The sequence below is a fragment of the uncultured Sphingomonas sp. genome, from assembly GCF_937859915.1.
Lineage (GTDB): Bacteria > Pseudomonadota > Alphaproteobacteria > Sphingomonadales > Sphingomonadaceae > Solisphingomonas.
This window is the reverse complement of sequence record NZ_CALMAW010000135.1, coordinates 1-12,591: the sequence shown is the minus strand read 5'-3', so window position 1 is coordinate 12,591 and position 12,591 is coordinate 1. Positions and strand designations below refer to the sequence as shown.

Here is a 12,591-nt window from a genome sequence, read left to right as displayed (position 1 = left end):
CACCGGACCCCCGTCGCTCGGCTGACCTCCGCCCGCCGCGCCTCCGCGCGCGGCCGCCGTCGTTCCAGTCGAAACGGACATCCCATGAAAGCCCTGTCGTGCGCGCTGCTCTGCGCGCCCTTGCCGCTGGCGCTCGCCGCGGCGCCTGCCCGTGCCACCGACGCTCCACCGCCCGCCATCCTCGTCACCGCGCAGAAGCCGCAGACGATCGAGAACGCGCCCTCGACCCGCGCCACGATCGACGCCGCGACGATCGCGACCACGATCAACGCGGTCACCGTCGAGGACACGCTCAAATATCTGCCCAGCCTGCTCGTCCGCAAACGCCATATCGGCGACACGCAGGCGCCACTGGCGACGCGGACCTCGGGGGTCGGCTCGAGCGCGCGCAGCCTCGTCTATGCCGACGGTGCGCTGCTCTCGGCGCTGATCGGCAACAATAATTCGACCGCGAGCCCACGCTGGAGCCTGGTCAGCCCGCAGGAGATCGCGCGGGTCGACGTGCTCTACGGCCCCTTCTCGGCCGCCTATCCGGGGAATTCGATCGGCGCCGTCGTCACCATCACGACGCGGCTGCCCGACGCCTTCGAAGCGACGATGACCGCGGGCAGCTCGGTGCAGATCTTCGACCAGTTCGGCACGCACGAGACGCTGCCGACCCGCCAGATCGGCGGCACCGTCGGCGACCGCTTCGGGCCCTTGGCGCTGTTCGCCAGCGTCGACCATGTCGCGAGCCACGGCCAGCCTCTGCTCTACGTCACCGCGAACGGACAGCCGGCGGGCACCACCGGCGGCTATGCCGGCGTCACCCGCACCGGCAGTCCGATCAGCTATCTCGGCGCGAGCGGGATCGAGCATCAGGATCAGGACCAGCTCAAGCTCAAGGCCGCGCTCGACGTCGCCGCGGGGGTCCGTGTCGCCTATGTCGGCGGGCTGTTCCTCAACGACACCGACGCCAGCGCCGAGACCTATCGCGACACCGCGGCGACCGGCCTGCCCGCCTACACCAGCGCCTTCTCGACCGGCGTCTATCATTATGCCGAGCGCCACTGGTCGCACGCGCTGTCCGCCACCGGGTCGGGCGACCGCTTCGACTGGCAGCTGATCGGCACGCTCTACGACTTCGCGCACGACGTGATGCGGATGCCGACCGGCACGCTGCCCGCCGCGAACAGCGGCGGCGCGGGGACGATCACGCGGCTCGACGGCACCGGCTGGAAGACGCTCGACGCCAAGGGGTCGTGGCGCTCCGACGCGGCGGCGACGCATACGCTCAGCGTCGGCGCGCATGGCGACTGGTTCACGCTCGACAGCAACCGCTATGCGACGAGCGACTGGATCGGCGGCAGCGCGGGCGCGCTCAATTTGCAGTCCAAGGGACGCACGCGCACCGCCGCGCTCTGGGCGCAGGATGCCTGGAAACTGGTGCCTGCGGTGACGCTCACGGTCGGCGGCCGCTATGAATGGTGGACAGCCTATGACGGGCGCAATGTCTCGGCGTCGCCACTGCTGGCGGTGACCCAGCCGCGGCTGTCGGCGGACAAATTCTCGCCCAAGGCCTCGCTGGCCTGGACTCCCGGCCACGACTGGACGCTGCGCGCCGCGTTCGGCGAGGCGTGGCGCTTCCCGACGGTCGGCGAGCTTTACCAGATCGTGACGACGCCCGTCCCCGCCGTCCCCAATCCCGATCTCAAACCCGAGCGCGCACTGTCCGAGGAGCTTTCCGCCGAGCGTCATGACGCGCACGGCTCGATCCGCGTCTCGCTGTTCAACGAGGCGATCCGCGACGCGCTGGTGTCGCAGACCGGGCCGCTGGCGGGGACGGCGCAGCTCGGCACCTTCGTCCAGAATGTCGACCGCACGCGCGCCCGCGGCGTCGAGCTCGCGGTCCAGCGGACCGACCTGTTGCCGCGCGTCGATGTGTCGGGCAGCGTCACCTATGCCGACGCCGAGACCCGCCGCGATACGGTGCTCCCCGCCGCGCAGGGCAAGCTACTGCCGCAGGTGCCGCGCTGGAAGGCGACGCTGGTCGCGACCTGGCGCGCGACCGACCGGGTCTCGCTGACCGCCGCGGGGCGCTATGCCAGCCGGCAATATGGCACGATCGACAACAGCGATCCGGTCGGCAACACCTTCCAGGGCTTCTACACATATCACGTCGTCGACCTGCGTGCCGCGCTGCGCGTCAGCGAACGGCTGACGCTGGCGGCGGGCGTCGACAATGTCGGCAACGACACATACTTCCTCTACCACCCCTTCCCGCAGCGCACGCTGTTCCTGCAGGGGGCGGTGACACTATAGCCGTTCCCCGGCGAAAGCCGGGGCCCAGGCCCGACGCGCATGGCGGACGCCGCGCCTGAGAAGCGCCGTGGGGCCTGGGTCCCGGCCTGCGCCGGGGAACGGCAAGAGCCCGCTACCATCCTCCCCGAGCGTGCTCGGGGAGGGGGACCGCTCGCGCAGCGAGTGGTGGAGGGGTGTCCAGCGCCTCACGCGTGCCGCGCTGGCCAGGGACGTGGTCTACCCCTCCACCACCGGCTGCGCCGGCGGTCCCCCTCCCCCTTTAGGGGATGGATTTTGCGGCGCTCAGCCGACCCGGCGCACCCAGCCCGCGGGCCCTTCGACCCGGCCGCGCTGGATGCCGACCAGTTCGTCGCGCAGACTGTCGGTGACTTCGCCGCCATCGCCATTGCCGATCGTGAAGTCGCCGTCGGCGCTCTTGACCGTCCCGATCGGCGTCACCACCGCGGCGGTGCCGCAGGCGAACACCTCGCGCAGCCGCCCCGATGCGGCATCGGCGCGCCACTGATCGATCGCATAGGGCTGTTCGCGCACCGTCATGCCGCGGGCCTTCGCCAAGGCGATCACCGAGGCGCGGGTGATGCCGGGGAGGATCGTGCCGGTCAGCGGCGGCGTCTGCAGCGAGCCGTCGTCGAACAGGAAGAAGATGTTCATGCCGCCGAGCTCGTCGACCCAGCGCTTCTCGGCGGTATCGAGGAACACGACCTGGTCGCAGCCATGGCGGATCGCCTCGGCCTGCGCGATCAGGCTGGCGGCGTAGTTTCCGCCGCACTTGGCCGCGCCCGTGCCGCCCGGCGCGGCTCGCGTATACTCGTCCGACACCCAGACGCTGACCGCCTTCTTGCCGCCCTTGAAATAGGCGCCGACCGGGCAGCAGATCACGCAGAAGATGAATTCCGCCGACGGCCGCACGCCGAGGAAGGTCTCGCTCGCGAACATGAAGGGGCGGATGTAGAGGCTGCCCTCGCCGCCCGGGATCCACGCCTCGTCGATCGTGATCGCCGCCTCGATCGCCGCGAGGAACAGCTCCTCGGGCACCTCGGGCATCGCCATCCGCCGCGCGGACTCGTTGAAGCGGCGGGCGTTCTGCTCGGGGCGGAACAGCGCGATGCCACCGTCCTCGCGGCGATAGGCCTTCATCCCCTCGAAGATTTCCTGCGCATAATGCAGCACCGCGCAGGCCGGATCGATCTGGAAGGGTTTGCGCGCCCCCACCTTGGCGTCGTGCCAGCCCTCGCCCTCGCGCCAGCGCACCGTGACCATATGGTCGGTGAAGACGCGGCCGAAGCCGGGATCCTCGAGCAGCACCGCGCGCTCGGCCGCCGCGAGCGCCGCCGCGCTCGGCTCGATCGTAAATAGTATCTGGCCGTCCGCGCCCATCACGCCACTCCTGAAATCCGTCGCGCTTCCCTTATCGGCGACACGCAGAGCAGGCCAGCCCTTGGTCGCGAGGAGTTTGGTAACCAGAGCGCGCTATCGCTCGCTCGGGGGATCGGGGATCGTGGATGCAGAAGACACGTAGGATCAGGCAGCAACCGCGCTTCGCACGCGTCGACGCCCTGTTGTGCCCGCTGTTCGACTGGTTCACCGCGCTGCCCCGCGAGGAGGCGGCGAGCTTCCGTTCCGAGATCATGGCGACGGTCATGCTGCGCCCCGTTCCGCTGATCCTGTCCAGCCTCGGCATCCTGCTGATGAGCGCGACCGCGATGGTCGTGACCCATGCGCGCTGGGCGGCGGTCTGGTTCGGGATCGATCTGGTCGTGCTGCTGGTGCGCCTGGTTCCGACGATCCGGCACGAGCGGCGCGGCGGCGCGCTGCCCGATCCGGTCGCCCGACTGATCGTCTGCCTCGCCTTCTGCCTGCTGCTGATGTTCAGCCTGGGCTGCTCGGCGGCAGTGTTGACCGAACAGAAGCCTCTCGCGATCGTCGCCACCGCGTCGATGATGGGACTCGTCGCCGGGCTGGCGACGCGCTGGGCGGCACTCCCCCGGCTCGCGCTCACCGCGGTCGTCCTGTTCGTGACCCCATTCTGCTGTGCGGTGGCGACCGCCGCGCAGGGCGGGTTGCGCGCCGGCGCAATCCAGGTCGCGATGATCGTGGTCAGCGTCGCGGCGTTGAGCGTGCAGAATCGCACGACGCTGATCGCATTGCTCCGCGCCGAACGCCGCAACGGCGTGCTTGCCACCACCGATACGCTGACCGGCCTGCCCAACCGCGCCGGTCTGATCGCCGCGCTCGCCCGCATCCGCGCGCTGTCGCTGCCCGATTCGGAGATCGCGACGCTGTTCATCGACCTCGACGCGTTCAAGGCAATCAACGACCGCCACGGCCATAGCGCGGGCGACCGCGTGCTGGTCGCGGTCGCACAGCGGCTGCAGGCGGCGGTGCGCCCGCATTTCGTCTGCCGTCTCGGCGGCGACGAGTTCGTCGTGCTCGCCACCGGCATCGACCGGACCAACGCGACCTTCCTCGCGCGCCGCATCGTCGAGCAGCTCGAGCAGCCGTTCGAGGACTGTTCGGACCGTCCCGTTCTCGCCGGCGCGAGCGTCGGCATCGCCTTCGGCCCGGTCGCGGATCGCGGCGCCGACCAGATTCTGGCGGACGCCGACGTCGCGCTCTATCTGGCCAAGGAAGCCGGCGGCGGGCGTCACGCGATCGGGAGCGCGATCCGCGCGACCGGCTGAACCCGGCTAAATGCTCAGCAGCGCGAGAATAGTGCCCGATATCAGCAACGACGCACCGCTCATCAAGAACAGCAGGCGCGCTTCCACGTCGCAGATCGACAGGTCGAGATGTTCCACGGCTCGTCTCCGATCCACCGCTCTGACGGCGGTGGTATCAAAGCGTATCACGCGAAACGGCGAAGTAAATAGCGCAATCGTCGCGTGTCCAGGCGCCGTTTCACTTCGAAACTATTGAGGTACCCGCTGTAAAACATCTGGTGCGCGCATGACGGATCAGGCCGCGACCGGGATCCGCGCCGCGGCATGACCGATCACCTGCGCGGCGAACCGCTCCATCTCTTCCTTCTGCGGGCTCATCTGGAGCAGCAACAGGTCGAGCCCCGCGCCTTCATAGTCGGCGATGCGCTGGCGGATCTGCTCGGGCGTCCCGACCAGATTGGGGCGCAGCCCGCGGTTGGAGACCGAATATTCCTGCAGCTTGAGCTCGCGCTCGAGCTGCGTGCCCGACAGCCACTGGTCGAAATTGGCATAGCCCGACGGCAGGTCCCTGACCTCGAGGATGCGCGCCAGCTCGCGCCTGGCCTCGGCCTCGCTGTCGCGGACGATCGCATAGGCGGCCATGCCGAAGGTCATCGCCGTGCCGCCGACCGCATCGCGCCTCGCGCGCATGTCGGCGATCTTGGGGGCGATCGCTTCGACCGGGTCGCCGTGCATGACATAGGCGTCGCAGCGGTTCGCGATCATCGTCTTGGCGGTCTCGCTCTCGCCACCGGCGTAGAGGATCGGCGGCTTGGCGGGCTTGGGCGAACAGATCGCGCCCTCGGTGCGGTAGAATTGGCCGGAGAAGTCGAGCCGCTCCTCGCGCCACAGGCCCTTGACCACCTCGAGCCACTCGGCGGTGCGCGCATAGCGATCGTCATGCTGGTCGAACTGGAGGCCATATTGCTTCGCCTCGTCCGCCCACCAGGACGAGACGACGTTGAGCGACAGCCGCCCGCCCGAGATGCGATCGATATTGGCGGCAGCCTTGGCGAACAAAGCGGGCTGGTGGAAATTGGGGCGGACCGCGACCATCAGTTCCTGGGTCTTGGTCACCGCCGCGATCGCAGCCGCGGTCGACCAGGCGTCGAGCGCCGGCGCGTCGATCCCCTTGATGTCGTTGAGGTTGAGCTCGGCGATCAGGGTCAGGTCATAGCCGATCTGCTCGGCGCGGATGGCGAGCTCGCGGACATAGTCCCAGCTCGCCTCCATCCGCTCGTCGGCAACGTTGCGAAGCCAGCCGCCGAACACCGGCATCCAATAGCCGTACCTCATGCCGCCACGCGCTCCTTCGTCGCCGCCATCACCTGCTCGAGCCAATCCACGAGTTTCTCATGCGGATCCCAGCCCAGCACGTCGAGCGGGCTCGCGACGAAGTTGGACAGCGCATTGATGTCGTAGAAGCGCGGGGTCCCGTCGCGATCGTCGATCATCACCTCGATGCCGCCGACGTCGAGACCCGCGGCCTGCGCGATCCGCTCCGCGGCATCGATCAGCGCCGGCGCAGGATCGGCGCGGACGATGCTGACCGCGCCCTTGCCCGGCTCGGCGAGGCAGGCGTCGGCGGGGCAGAGATCGAAGCCGCCGCCGCCGTCGACGTCGATCGCGTAGAGATAGCGGCCCGCCAGCGTCTCGATGCGCGTGATCTTGCTGCCGCGGGCGGGCACATATTCTTGGACCAGCCAGACCTTGTCGATGCTGTCGGGCACCATGTTCTCGGCGGCCATTTCGGTCAGCTGCGCGAGGCTGTCGTAGCGGATGATCCCCGCGCCCGATCCGCCGATATTGGCCTTCACCACGAGCGGAAAGCGCAGGTCCTTGGCGACCTTCGCGATGTCGGCGGCGCGGTGGACGATACGCGTTTCGGGGATCGCGTAGCCCAGTCCTGCGATCAGCGACAATTGCCGCGCCTTCGACGCGTCGATCGCGAGCACGTCGGCCCCGTTGAGCACGCGCGCGCCCGCCGCCTGCCAATGCGCCATCAGCGCCTGCGCGTAGAAGATCGGATGATCGGGCTGGCGGAGAAAGCTCGACATCGCGATGCGGTTGAACACGATCGGGGCCGGGAGGCTGCTGGCACCCGGATCGAAGCCATGGCCGTCGGCATGGATCGCGCGATAGGCGATCCCGCGTCGATCGAGCGCGGCGAAGGTCGCTGCGAACCATTGCGGATGTTCGTAAAGAATGGCGAGATCGGTCACGCGAGAACAGGCCCTTCGACAAGCAGGTCGCACCGACATAGGCGGCCCGGCCGCCATTCGCCAACCCCATGGCACCATGCGGCAACGTCGAAGGATCTAGCGCCTGGCGGTCGCGCGGGCCGGGCGCTGACAAGATCCGGCTTGCGGCGCGCGCCGACACACGGCATCGCGCGACCATGGATTTCGACGCGCTGCTCCAGCATTTCTTCGGCACGACCGAACTCGACGACCTCGCCCCCGCCGCGATCGAGGCCGGCGCCGAGCGCGTCCGCATCGCCTTCGGCACCGAAACCGAGCCGGGCCGCCGCTTCGCGCTGTGGACGCTGCTGCATGCGCTCGGCGACGCGCCCGATCCGGCGACGGTGTTCAAGGACTCGGCCTTGCGCCGCGCCGCGCAGGACTATGCGCGCGCCGCCGCCCGGATCGACCGCGAGGACCTCTAGGCTATTTGCGCGCGTCGTCGGCGAGCAGCAGGTCTTCGCCGCTCTTGCGCACCATCGCCGTGATCGGGCCGCTCATGAACGACAGCATCAGCGGCAGCGCGACGCTGACCCGCACCAGCCGTTCCTCGACATCGACGGTGGCCGATACCTTCTGGCCCATCGCGACGACGTCGAGCAGCATGCGATCCTCGCTCGCCCAGGACGAGGTGACCTCCGCCATCCCGCCCGGGATGCGCTTGGCAAGATCGCCGACGCGCGACGACATCCGGCGACGGACCTCGTCGCGACCGAGCTGATGCGGAATTTCGATGACGGTGGGGGCTGACATGGTGGCAAGGCAACCTTCAACAAAGTTAGGGGTTCCGACATCGCGACGGTTGATCCCGGTTAGCAATGCTTGCTTCGGTAGCACGACGCTTTAGGCTGGGCACTCATCCGGTTCGAAACCTTTGGAAAACCATTCTGGCCTCCCTTTCCGCGATGTGCGCATGACGACCAGCGCTGCCGACATCCTCAGCGATGCCCTGAATCGCGTCGCGTCGGGTGATCGTGCGGCATTCGAAGATGTGTATCGCAGAACGTCGGCGAAACTATTCGGGGTGTGCCTCCGTATCTTGCCCGTGAGACAGGAAGCAGAAGAGGCCTTGCAGGAAGCCTATCTATCGATCTGGCGTCGCGCCGGCTCCTTCGATGCGACACGCGGTTCTGCGATGACCTGGCTGATCACGCTGACGCGCAACCGCGCGCTCGACCGGCTGCGCGCCGGCGGCAAGATCGCGACGACGACGATGGACCTTGCCGAGATCGTTGCCGACCAGCGTCCGCTGGCCTTCGCGGTGCTGGAGGCCGGACAGGAGGAAGCGAAGCTCGCGCAGTGCATCGGCACGCTCGACCAGCGCGACGCGACGCTGATCCGCACCGCGTTCTTCGAGGGCTCGACCTATGCCGAATTGGCGGCGCGTGCGGCGACCCCGCTGGGCACGATCAAGAGCCGCATCCGCCGCGCGCTGACGAAGCTGCGGGACTGCCTCGGATGAGCGACCCCACCCCGACGCGCGACGAAGACGATCTGCTCGCGGCCGAACTCGCGTTCGGGCTGCTCGACGCGAACGAACGCCAGGCCGTGGAGGCACGCCTCGCCAACGACAGGACGTTGGCCGACGCCTATCGTCGCTGGCAGGATCGCGCCGCTACGCTCGCGCTGGGTGCGGAGGAAAACCCGCGGCCGTCGATCTGGTCCGCCATAGAGGCGCGGCTTCCCGCAAACGATATGAGCCGGGTGGTAGCCTCCGCTGCATCGGTGCGCTGGTGGCAGGCGAGCACCGCGGTCGCAGCGGCGGCGGCGATCGTCCTGGCGATCGTGTCGGTCCGCGGTCCGCTGCCGCCACCGCCCGCGCCGGTCATCGCGCACGCGCAGGCCGCTGCTCCGCTCGTCGCGGTGCTGACCGGAACGCCCGGCAAGGGCATCGTGACGGTCAGCTATGATCGGACCAGCGGTCGCCTACTGTCGGCGCCGACCGGTATCGACATCGCGGGCCACTCCGCCGAATTATGGGTGATCCCCGCCGGCCAGTCGCCACGGTCTCTCGGGGTCATCGCGGCAGGGTCGCTGGGATGGATGCCCGCGCGGGCCGGCGCCGCACCTGCGATCACGCCCGGCGCGACGCTCGCCATCTCGGTCGAGCCCCTCGGCGGGTCGCCGACGGGTAAGCCAACGGGCCCGGTCATCCTCAGCGGAAAGGTCGCGGCGGTCTAGGCGCGCGGCATCCTTTCGCTTCCGTCCGCGTATCTTGCGCACCATCATCGAGGGATCGCCCATGACTAAAACCGCTCAGGCCATCGCGCTGTCCATGACGCTGGCGATGGCCGCCCCCGCGTTCGCAGCGATCCCGGTCGGCGTGGACGCCCCCGATTTCACGACCCAAGCCAGCCTCGCCGGCCGCCCCTTCGTCTTCCACCTTGCCGATGCGCTTCGCCGTGGCCCCGTCGTGCTCTATTTCTACCCTGCCGCCTTCACCAGCGGCTGCACCGTCGAGGCGCATGATTTCGCCGAGGCGACCGACGCCTTCGCGAAGCTCGGCGCGACCGTGATCGGCGTATCGGTGGATTCGATCGAGACGCTCAACCGCTTCTCGGCGACCGAATGCCGCAACAAATTCGCGGTCGCGTCGGCCGGCGCCGCGCTGATCTCGGCCTATAAGGTCAAGCTGCCGATCCTGTCCCGCTCGAACCGCACCTCGTTCGTGATCGCCCCCACCGGCAAGATCCTGTTCGAATACAGCGCGTTCGATCCAAGCGGCCATGTCGCCAAGACGATGGCGGCGGTCAAAGCCTGGCGCGCCGCGCACCCGGCGTGACCCGTCAGGTCGCGCGGAAGGGATAAGGCGCGATCGGCCGCTGATATTGGTTGATGTCGAGCGTCCGCGTCACCGGCGGCAGCGCCCGATCGGGACAGGCGGGCCGTTCACAGAGATGGCAGGCGGGGCCGATCGGGATCGGCGTCGCGCCGAGTCCATCGGCATAGCCGATCGCCTCGCGGTGCTTGGCCTCGCACCCGAGCACGATCGTCGCCAGCCCCGCCGTCCCGACCCGCGGAAGCGCGCGTGCGAGCGTAACGTAACAGGCTTCGTCGGGCGCCTCGACCAACGCCGTCACGGTTTCGCCGGGAAGGCGAAACGCGCGCTGGATCCGCCAGCGCGGGCAATGGCCGCCGAAGCGCGCGATCGGCATCGCATCGCCTGCATAGCGCTTCGCGACATTGCCGGCCTCGTCGAGCTTGAGCAGGAAGAAGGGGATGCCGCGTGCGCCCTGACGTGACAATGTCGTCAGTCTATGGGCGACCTGCTCATAGGACGTGCCGAAGCGCGCGGCGAGGCGATCGGGATCGTGCCGTGTCGCCACCGCCGCCTCGGCGAAGCGCGTATAGGGCATCAGGATGGCCGCCGCAGCGTAATTGGTGAAGGCGAGCTTGCCCAGCGCGGCCGCCTCCGCGTCGGGCGGCGCTGCACGATCGATCGTCGCGCCGATCGGCTTGCTCATCGCATGCAGTGCGAGTTGATAGGCGATGCCGAACAGGCGGCTTTCGGCGGGTAGCCGCTCGGACAGCATCAACCGGCGCCGATGGAAGTCATAATGGCGCAGCGTCCCCGCCAGCGCATCCTCGGGCATCACGCGCACCGCGATCCCGTAGCGCTCGCCAAGCCGCGCGAGCATCCCCTCGCGGAGCGCCTCGGGCCCGGCGCCGAGTTCGAGCGACAAGGCCTCCGCCTCGCTGTCGATCTCGGCGAGATGGTTGTGCTTCTGGTCGAGATGGTCGCGCAGCCAGTCGAGTGGCGAGGCCGTCGTCGAGGCCGTGCCGAGTTGCTCGATCCGATCGGGCATGCGCCGCATGTCGGTCAGCGCGCGGTAGAGCCGCGTCACCGCTTCGGCGACGCTGGGGTAATTCTCGGCAACCTCCATCACCTCGTGGCGCGGAATGCCGATGTCGCGCACCAGCCCGTCGGCGAAGATCTCGTGGAGGTCGCTCGCCGCGGCCTCATTGGCACCCGCGACGAAATCGCGCATGTCGATGTCATAGGTGCTGGCCAGGCGGAGCAGCATCTGCGCGGTCAGCGGGCGCTGGTTGCGTTCGAGATGATTGAGATAGCTCGGCGACACGCCCAGTTCCTCCGCCATGCGGGTCTGGTTGAGTCCGAGCTCGCGCCGTAGCACCCGCAGGCGCGGGCCGAGATAGAGTTTGCGATCGCTGACGTTGACCATGGCCTGGTCTGTCACGGCGTGACACGCGTCGCAAGTCGTGATGTGACTGCGCTGCGATCGCGCAGGCCGTTCGAAATGCGCTACACGCCGTATCGACCGTCGAAGGAGCGCAGATGACCAACCCCGGTACGCCGACCTATGATCAGCTGCGGGTGTTTCTCGCCGTCGTCGAGACCGGCAGTTTCGCCGCGGCGGGTCGCCAGCTCAATCGCGCGACTTCGGTGATCAGCTACGGCGTCGCCAATCTCGAGGCGCAGCTCGGGCTATTATTGTTCGACCGCGAAGGCACGCGCAAACCGGTTCTGACCGCGGCGGGGCGATCGGTACTCGCGGAGACGCGCGCGATCGCGCACGGCATGGACGGGCTGCGTGCCAAGGTGAAGGGTCTGCTCGAGGGGCTGGAGCCCGAAGTCAGCGTCGCGGTCGACGTGATGTGGCCGAGCGCCTGGCTCGGCGCCACGCTGACCGCGTTCAACCAGCGCTTTCCGACGGTGACGCTGCGGCTGCATGTCGAGGCCTTGGGCGCGGTCGCGGCGCTGGTGCTGGACGGGCGCGCGGCGATCGGCATCTCGGGGCCGCAGGTCGCCGATGTCGACCGGATCGAGCATGTCGCGCTGGGCTCTGTGCCACTCGTGCCCGTCGCGGCGCCGAGCCATCCGCTCGCCCGCGGCCGGCTGCGACCGGGGGCGGCACGCGACCATATCCAGCTGGTGCTGACCGATCGATCGCCGTTGACCGCCGATCGCGATTTCTCGGTGGTGAGCGAGCGGACGTGGCGGCTCGCCGATCTCGGCGCCAAGCATCAGCTGCTCCGCGAAGGCATCGGCTGGGGCCATATGCCGGTGCCGCTGATCGAGCCGGATCTGCAATCCGGAGCGCTGGTCCGGCTCGACATGCCCGATCTCGGCGGTGTGACCTATCCGTTCGACGGAATCTATCGCACCGACACGCCCCCTGGCCCGGCTGCCGCCTGGCTGCTCGCGCGCTTCGGCGAAGCCAGCGGCATCCGTCCCGCCGACTGACCCCACCTCTGTGGGTCATGCCAGACAGCAAAAAGCCCCCATGCTGGTCGCATGGGGGCTTTTTGTATGAGTCATGAACGGGTTTTATGAGCGTTGGTATCCTGCACGTTGGCGACAAAGCCTGGCGGCGCCCTACTCTTCCATC

General features: G+C 68.6%; 12 protein-coding genes. 7 read left to right on the top strand and 5 right to left on the bottom strand.

Going from position 1 to position 12,591, the window contains the following annotated elements:
• The first annotated feature begins 84 nt into the window (after positions 1 to 84).
• Positions 85 to 2,301: a TonB-dependent receptor gene (locus tag Q0326_RS17665; RefSeq protein ID WP_298693057.1), complete on the top strand. Its 2,217-nt coding sequence runs from the start codon at positions 85 to 87 to the stop codon at positions 2,299 to 2,301.
• 282 nt (positions 2,302 to 2,583) lie between these two features.
• Here Q0326_RS17665 and Q0326_RS17660 read toward each other — a convergent pair whose 3' ends face one another.
• Positions 2,584 to 3,678 carry a branched-chain amino acid aminotransferase gene (locus Q0326_RS17660; RefSeq protein ID WP_298693055.1) on the bottom strand — a complete coding sequence of 365 codons (1,095 nt, stop codon included), beginning with the start codon at positions 3,676 to 3,678 and terminating at the stop codon, positions 2,584 to 2,586.
• A 125-nt stretch (positions 3,679 to 3,803) separates the two neighbouring features.
• Between Q0326_RS17660 and Q0326_RS17655 the strand changes: the two genes are divergently transcribed.
• Positions 3,804 to 4,982: a GGDEF domain-containing protein gene (locus Q0326_RS17655; RefSeq protein WP_298693053.1), complete on the top strand. Its 1,179-nt coding sequence runs from the start codon at positions 3,804 to 3,806 to the stop codon at positions 4,980 to 4,982.
• Between the two features lie 273 nt (positions 4,983 to 5,255).
• Here the strand turns inward: Q0326_RS17655 and Q0326_RS17650 are convergent, their stop codons facing one another.
• Both Q0326_RS17650 and Q0326_RS17645 read right to left on the bottom strand, forming a co-directional pair.
• Complete coding sequence (locus Q0326_RS17650) at positions 5,256 to 6,296, bottom strand: LLM class flavin-dependent oxidoreductase (RefSeq protein ID WP_298693051.1); 1,041 nt, start codon at positions 6,294 to 6,296, stop codon at positions 5,256 to 5,258.
• Positions 6,293 to 7,222, bottom strand: a complete 930-nt coding sequence (locus tag Q0326_RS17645; protein WP_298693049.1) for an alpha-L-glutamate ligase — start codon at positions 7,220 to 7,222, stop codon at positions 6,293 to 6,295. Before Q0326_RS17645 ends, Q0326_RS17650 begins: the two co-directional genes overlap by 4 nt.
• Positions 7,223 to 7,398: 176 nt before the next feature.
• On the opposite strand from Q0326_RS17645, the gene Q0326_RS17640 reads away from it, so the two are divergent.
• Positions 7,399 to 7,665, top strand: a complete 267-nt coding sequence (locus Q0326_RS17640) for a hypothetical protein (RefSeq protein ID WP_298693047.1) — start codon at positions 7,399 to 7,401, stop codon at positions 7,663 to 7,665.
• Position 7,666: 1 nt separating this feature from the next.
• On the opposite strand, the gene Q0326_RS17635 is transcribed toward Q0326_RS17640, so the two are convergent.
• A complete protein-coding gene (locus Q0326_RS17635; RefSeq protein WP_298693045.1) occupies positions 7,667 to 7,993 on the bottom strand; it encodes a polyhydroxyalkanoic acid system family protein in 327 nt (108 codons plus the stop codon).
• 160 nt (positions 7,994 to 8,153) lie between these two features.
• On the opposite strand from Q0326_RS17635, the gene Q0326_RS17630 reads away from it, so the two are divergent.
• The 3 genes from Q0326_RS17630 (at position 8,154) to Q0326_RS17620 (ending at position 10,022) form a co-directional block, all read left to right on the top strand.
• Positions 8,154 to 8,702 (top strand): sigma-70 family RNA polymerase sigma factor, encoded by a 549-nt coding sequence (locus tag Q0326_RS17630; RefSeq protein WP_298693042.1) that lies wholly within the window; start codon positions 8,154 to 8,156, stop codon positions 8,700 to 8,702.
• Positions 8,699 to 9,421 (top strand): anti-sigma factor, encoded by a 723-nt coding sequence (locus Q0326_RS17625; protein WP_298693040.1) that lies wholly within the window; start codon positions 8,699 to 8,701, stop codon positions 9,419 to 9,421. Before Q0326_RS17630 ends, Q0326_RS17625 begins: the two co-directional genes overlap by 4 nt.
• A gap of 61 nt (positions 9,422 to 9,482) precedes the next feature.
• Positions 9,483 to 10,022, top strand: a complete 540-nt coding sequence (locus tag Q0326_RS17620; RefSeq protein ID WP_298693038.1) for a peroxiredoxin — start codon at positions 9,483 to 9,485, stop codon at positions 10,020 to 10,022.
• A gap of 4 nt (positions 10,023 to 10,026) precedes the next feature.
• On the opposite strand, the gene Q0326_RS17615 is transcribed toward Q0326_RS17620, so the two are convergent.
• Entirely contained in the window at positions 10,027 to 11,424 is a 1,398-nt protein-coding gene (locus Q0326_RS17615) for a short-chain fatty acyl-CoA regulator family protein (RefSeq protein ID WP_298693059.1), read from the bottom strand.
• Positions 11,425 to 11,537: 113 nt separating this feature from the next.
• Here Q0326_RS17615 and Q0326_RS17610 point away from each other — a divergent pair, with 113 nt between their 5' ends.
• Complete coding sequence (locus Q0326_RS17610; protein ID WP_298693036.1) at positions 11,538 to 12,446, top strand: LysR family transcriptional regulator; 909 nt, start codon at positions 11,538 to 11,540, stop codon at positions 12,444 to 12,446.
• Positions 12,447 to 12,591 lie beyond the last annotated feature (145 nt).

Bases quoted from the DNA above. Each gene is read 5' to 3' on its own strand.
- Q0326_RS17650 (WP_298693051.1), bottom strand. From the start codon at position 6,296: ATGAGGTACGGCTATTGGATGCCGGTGTTCGGCGGCTGGCTTCGCAAC.
- Q0326_RS17635 (WP_298693045.1), bottom strand. From the start codon at position 7,993: ATGTCAGCCCCCACCGTCATCGAAATTCCGCATCAGCTCGGTCGCGAC.
- Q0326_RS17640 (WP_298693047.1), top strand. From the start codon at position 7,399: ATGGATTTCGACGCGCTGCTCCAGCATTTCTTCGGCACGACCGAACTC.
- Q0326_RS17630 (WP_298693042.1), top strand. From the start codon at position 8,154: ATGACGACCAGCGCTGCCGACATCCTCAGCGATGCCCTGAATCGCGTC.
- Q0326_RS17615 (WP_298693059.1), bottom strand. From the start codon at position 11,424: ATGGTCAACGTCAGCGATCGCAAACTCTATCTCGGCCCGCGCCTGCGG.
- Q0326_RS17660 (WP_298693055.1), bottom strand. From the start codon at position 3,678: ATGGGCGCGGACGGCCAGATACTATTTACGATCGAGCCGAGCGCGGCG.
- Q0326_RS17625 (WP_298693040.1), top strand. From the start codon at position 8,699: ATGAGCGACCCCACCCCGACGCGCGACGAAGACGATCTGCTCGCGGCC.
- Q0326_RS17655 (WP_298693053.1), top strand. From the start codon at position 3,804: ATGCAGAAGACACGTAGGATCAGGCAGCAACCGCGCTTCGCACGCGTC.
- Q0326_RS17610 (WP_298693036.1), top strand. From the start codon at position 11,538: ATGACCAACCCCGGTACGCCGACCTATGATCAGCTGCGGGTGTTTCTC.
- Q0326_RS17620 (WP_298693038.1), top strand. From the start codon at position 9,483: ATGACTAAAACCGCTCAGGCCATCGCGCTGTCCATGACGCTGGCGATG.
- Q0326_RS17665 (WP_298693057.1), top strand. From the start codon at position 85: ATGAAAGCCCTGTCGTGCGCGCTGCTCTGCGCGCCCTTGCCGCTGGCG.